Below are 3,055 nucleotides of genomic sequence, written 5' to 3' on the forward strand. Positions count from 1 at the left end.
CCGCCCATGGTCATTTCTGGGATGATCCTCGCCTCTGAGCCAAACACCTGGCGGGCAGCTTGTTCCACCAGCGCTACCATAGCAGGATCGTTGCAAACCGCTGGGTAGCCCCGTTCGTACTGAAACTCGTAGGTGGCCCCGTAGGCTTGGCAAATGCCGGCAACGATTTCTTCCATACGTTTTGAGATCAAATCCCGCACTTCCGGCTGAAAGCTGCGCACGGTGCCCCAAATCTCAGCTCTAGGGGCAATGACGTTAAAGGTATCGCCAGCCCGGAAGCGGCCCACCGTCACCACCGCCGGCTGCAGCGGATCCACACTGCGGGAGACGATGGTCTGCAAAGCATTGACAATGTGGGATCCCACCACAATGGCATCTACCGTCTGCTGGGGAAGGGCGGCATGTCCGCCTCGCCCGATCACCTGAATCTGAAAGCGGTCGGCAAAGGCCATCGAGGGGCCACTTTTCACGCCAATAGTGCCCAGAGGGCGATTATTCCACAGGTGTAGGCCGAGGATGGCTTCCACATCCGGGTTTTTCAGAACCCCCGCCTCCAGCATGGGCTTGGCTCCGCCGGGGCCTTCTTCGGCAGGTTGAAAAATGACCTTGACCGTGCCCTTGAGGTGTTGACGGTGCTGTTGCAGCAGCTTGGCGGTGCCCATAGCAATGGCCGTATGGCCGTCGTGGCCACAGGCGTGCATGACGTTGGGGATGGCGGAGCGGTACTCGACTTCATTGGCCTCATGAATGGGCAGGGCATCCATATCGGCCCGCAGCGCCAAAACCGGCCCCGGCTGCTCTCCCTCAATGGTGGCCACGATGCCGGTGTGGGCAATGCCGGTCTGGTGAGGGATCCCCCAACTTTTCAGGCGCTGGCTGATGTAAGCAGCGGTTTGCTTCTCCTGGAAGCCCAGCTCAGGATACTTGTGGATGTGGCGGCGCCAGGTCACCAACTCGGGTTGTAAAGCTCGAACAGCAGGGCGAAGTGCGGGAAAGGACATGACCTGAAAAACAAAAAAACAAAAATGTCTTGGAAAACCTTCACCGATGGCCGGTGTTGGTTGCATGCAGTTGCCTGTCGATTTTGCCCAGTATGGCATTGCTGAGGCTGCTTTCCGCTCGGCGTCGAGGTGGACATCTAGGCCCACTGGGATCCGGTTTCCGGCGGCAGATCCTGCCAACGGCCCGGCCCCACTGCTCGCAAAGCTTCCTGCAAGGAGATCGCCCCTGAGTAGAGGGCTTTACCCAAAATGGCCCCCGTCAAACCGGGCAAGCTCAACAAAGCCAGCAAATCCGTTAGCGATCCGATTCCCCCCGAAGCAATCACAGGCAGGCGGGAGATGGCGAGGATCTCCTGCAACTGTTGTAGGTTGGGGCCGGCCAGGGTGCCATCCCGGCCAATGTCGGTGTAGATGATGCCGGCGACGCCCTGTTCCCCCACCCGTTGCACCAATTCGGTGGCCCGCAGGGGAGTGGTGCTCAGCCAGCCGCGGGTGGCCACTTGCCCCTGCCGAGCGTCGATCCCCACCCAAACCCGACCGGGGAAGGCTTGGGTCATAGCCTCCAGGGTGTCGGGATCCTCTACGGCTAGGGTGCCAACGATCACCCGATCCACCCCCAGCTCCAGCAACTGCCGCACCCGTTCCAGGGATCGGATCCCACCCCCCACCTGAATCGGGATGGCCAGTTGGCGCACCAGGCGCTCGATGGTAGGCAGGTTAATCGGATCCCCGCTTTTGGCTCCGTCCAGATCGACCACATGCAGGCGAGGGGCACCCTGTGCCGCCCAAGCTTCGGCCTGTTGGATCGGGTCGTCGGCTACCTGTTCTGCCTGGGCGTAATCCCCCTGGTAGAGGCGCACGGCGCGGCCCTGCAAAAGGTCGATGGCGGGGATCACCTCCAGAAAAGCAGTTGAGTAAGGCATGATGGGATCCCTTGAGGGGCTTTTCCAGTATCGCCTGGGAGCGGCCTTGCTCCAGCGGAGATCTGGATCTCTAGACCCTAAAGTGCTCCACACCGCTGACGCGATGGGAGAACATCCTGAGATGACTATGAACGCGCGCCAACTGGCTCTGTTGGCTCTGCAGAAAATCGAGCGCCAAAACGCCTATGCCGACCTGGTTCTGGGGCATTTGTTGGCCAACAGCAGCCTGATCCCCGCCGACCGGCATCTGGTCAGCGAGCTGGTGTATGGCATTACCCGCCGTCGCCGCACCCTCGATGCCTTGATCGATTGCTTTGCCCAGCGTCCTGCCCACAAGCAGCCCCCCGATTTGCGACTGATTTTGCATCTCGGCCTCTACCAACTGGCTTTTTTGGATCAGATCCCGGCCAGTGCTGCCATCCATACCAGCGTGGAATTGGCCCGCCAGATGGGGCTGGGATCCCTGACAGGGGTGGTGAACGGCATCTTGCGCGCCTACCAGCGGCAAGTGTTGGATCAGCCAGAGAAGGATCCCCTCAAGCCCCTCGAGGACACTCTGCCAGCCGACCCAATTCAGGCTTTGGGGATCCGGCACAGCTTTCCCGACTGGCTGGTGCGTCTGTGGTGGGAGCAGCTGGGGCCAGCAGAAGCCGAGCAGTTGTGCGCCTGGTTCAACCGACCGCCCCACCTAGATCTGCGGGTTAACCCGCTGCGGGCAGAGGTAGACAGGGTCATCCAAGCCCTGGCAGAAGCAGGGATCCCTGCCCTCCCCATCTCCGAGGTGCCGGGTGCCTTGCGACTTCAGGATCATGCTGGCGACATCACGGCCCTGCCCGGCTTTGCCCAGGGTTGGTGGAGCGTTCAAGATGCCAGTGCCCAGCAGGTGGTGCATTGCCTGGATCCCCAGCCAGGGGAGCGGGTGATCGACTGCTGCGCTGCTCCGGGCGGCAAGACCACCCAAATAGCCCAACACATGCAGGATCGGGGGGAAATCTGGGCTTTGGATCGCCACCCCCACCGTCTGCGGCGCCTGGAGGAAAATAGGCAGCGCCTGGGCTTGAGCTCAATCCGTCCCCTGGCCATCGACCTGTTATCCCTGAGCGCTGCTGCCGATCGCGTCAGCGGGACGGA

At 61.5% G+C, this 3,055-nt stretch carries 3 protein-coding genes; 1 reads left to right on the forward strand and 2 read right to left on the reverse strand.

The window, feature by feature from the left end:
* Both NW819_RS02320 and hisA read right to left on the reverse strand, forming a co-directional pair.
* Nucleotides 1–1,001: M20 metallopeptidase family protein (locus NW819_RS02320; RefSeq protein ID WP_414412773.1), on the reverse strand; the 1,001-nt coding region annotated here is incomplete at its 3' end.
* A 137-nt stretch (nt 1,002–1,138) separates the two neighbouring features.
* Nucleotides 1,139–1,903 (reverse strand): 1-(5-phosphoribosyl)-5-[(5-phosphoribosylamino)methylideneamino]imidazole-4-carboxamide isomerase, encoded by a 765-nt coding sequence (hisA, locus tag NW819_RS02325; protein ID WP_414412775.1) that lies wholly within the window; start codon nt 1,901–1,903, stop codon nt 1,139–1,141.
* A 142-nt stretch (nt 1,904–2,045) separates the two neighbouring features.
* On the opposite strand from hisA, the gene rsmB reads away from it, so the two are divergent.
* Nucleotides 2,046–3,055 (forward strand): 16S rRNA (cytosine(967)-C(5))-methyltransferase RsmB (gene rsmB, locus NW819_RS02330; RefSeq protein WP_414412774.1); only part of this gene is annotated, 1,010 nt, incomplete at its 3' end.

It is taken from the genome of Synechococcus sp. R8-2, assembly GCF_047461715.1.
Classification (GTDB): domain Bacteria; phylum Cyanobacteriota; class Cyanobacteriia; order Thermostichales; family Thermostichaceae; genus Thermostichus.